At 74.4% G+C, this 1364-nt stretch carries 3 protein-coding genes; all 3 read left to right on the forward strand.

What is annotated here, in order from left to right; genetic code table 11:
* The first annotated feature begins 166 nt into the window (after window positions 1-166).
* The 3 genes from C1I95_RS37005 to C1I95_RS33790 all read left to right on the forward strand — a co-directional run bounded on the left by C1I95_RS37005 (window position 167) and on the right by C1I95_RS33790 (window position 1187).
* Window positions 167-292, forward strand: coding sequence for a hypothetical protein (locus C1I95_RS37005; RefSeq protein WP_267900735.1), 126 nt, complete (start codon window positions 167-169; stop codon window positions 290-292).
* A gap of 182 nt (window positions 293-474) precedes the next feature.
* The gene (locus C1I95_RS33785; protein ID WP_111220161.1) at window positions 475-969 is read left to right on the forward strand and encodes a hypothetical protein; all 495 of its coding nucleotides are present in this window, start codon (window positions 475-477) and stop codon (window positions 967-969) included.
* Window positions 966-1187 carry a hypothetical protein gene (locus C1I95_RS33790; RefSeq protein ID WP_111220163.1) on the forward strand — a complete coding sequence of 74 codons (222 nt, stop codon included), beginning with the start codon at window positions 966-968 and terminating at the stop codon, window positions 1185-1187. The genes C1I95_RS33785 and C1I95_RS33790 overlap by 4 nt, the downstream gene beginning before the upstream one ends.
* Window positions 1188-1364 lie beyond the last annotated feature (177 nt).

The following is a 1364-nucleotide window of genomic DNA, read 5'->3' on the forward strand; positions in this document are numbered from 1 at the left end:
AAGGACATCCGCTCGTACGGCGACCTGTCGCCGAGCCGGGCGATCGAGGCGGCAGCGGCGAACGTCAAGGGCCGACCGGGGAGGGCGGTCCAGCCCCGGCAGGGAGGGCGGCGCGCGGGGGCCGCCAGACCGGCGGGCCGAATCCCAGCTACAGGAAGGACACCCGATGTCGGACCAGAAGAAGATCACCGACCCCCGGCTTGAGGGCAAGTCGTACGGCGACTTGTCGCCCTCGAAGGCGACCCAGGCCGCCGCCGAAACCGCCCGCAAAGCCGGCGCGAGCCAGAGCTAGCTGTGCGCGGGGACGGCCCACGCCCTGAGAAAGCCGGCCGTCCCCGCTGTCCCCAAATCCATGAGGACCACCCCGGCCGGGGCTGTCCTGCCGCGATATTGGGCTAGCTGGCTAGCTCAAAGCCTCGCGGCCGGAACAACCCCCGGCCGGGGTGGGCAGACCCACCAGGGAGGAGGCCCACCGTGGCCGACATTACCTACCGGCGACGCGCCGCCCGTACCGCCGAGGTGCGGTACGCGGCCCACACCGCCCGCGCCGAGCAGCTCGCCGCGATGCTGCCGCGCACACCCGGCGGGGCGCTCCGGTCGCGGCTGATGCTGCGGCTGCACGCCGCCGCCCACTACCGGGGCACCTACCACGACCAGGCGGCCGGGCCGAAGTGGTGTGCGGACGGCCAAACCATGCGCGTCTCCCTCGCCTGGGAGGCCGCCCTGTGGCGGGCCCTGTCGGACGCCGAGTTCGCCGCTGCGGCCGGCACGACCCGGATCCGGTTGGCCGGCGGCAAGGCCGGCGACGTGGAGGCGGTCGCTGGCCGCATCCTGGACCGCATCGCCGCCATCCGAGACCTGCCGGGCCGATTGGCCGTGTACCCGGCGCTGCGGGTCACGGTGCTGCCGCTGGTGGGGGAGCGGGCCGTGTCGGCGGTGTTCGACGCGGCCGAGGCGGTGGCGCGGTGATCGCCCGGCTGCTGCTGCGGCTGGCCGCCTGGCTGTCCGCTCTGGTGCTCGCCGTGGCGATCCTGGCGATGCTCGTGCACCTCGGTACGGGCGGGATCGTGTCCTGGGTGGTGGAGGTCGGGGCGTGGCAGGTTCCGTGGGCGCTGCCGGCCATCTTCGTTGCTGCGCTGGCATACGCGCGACTGGTGACGGCCCTCCGCCGCAGTACGGGGGCGTGATGGCCAGCCCGCACGACGACCAGGACGCGGTAGACCGGCTGGTCGAAGTGCTCGACGCGACCGACGCGGCGGTGGTTGGCGCGGTGGTCGCGTCGGTGACGGCCGGCGACCCGGCGGTGGTCGACGCGATCGTGGCCGGGCTGGAGGCGGGGGAGCCGCCGATGGTGGAGGTGCCGG

Origin of the sequence: Micromonospora craterilacus (assembly GCF_003236315.1) — a bacterium.
GTDB classification, from domain to species: domain Bacteria; phylum Actinomycetota; class Actinomycetes; order Mycobacteriales; family Micromonosporaceae; genus Micromonospora; species Micromonospora craterilacus.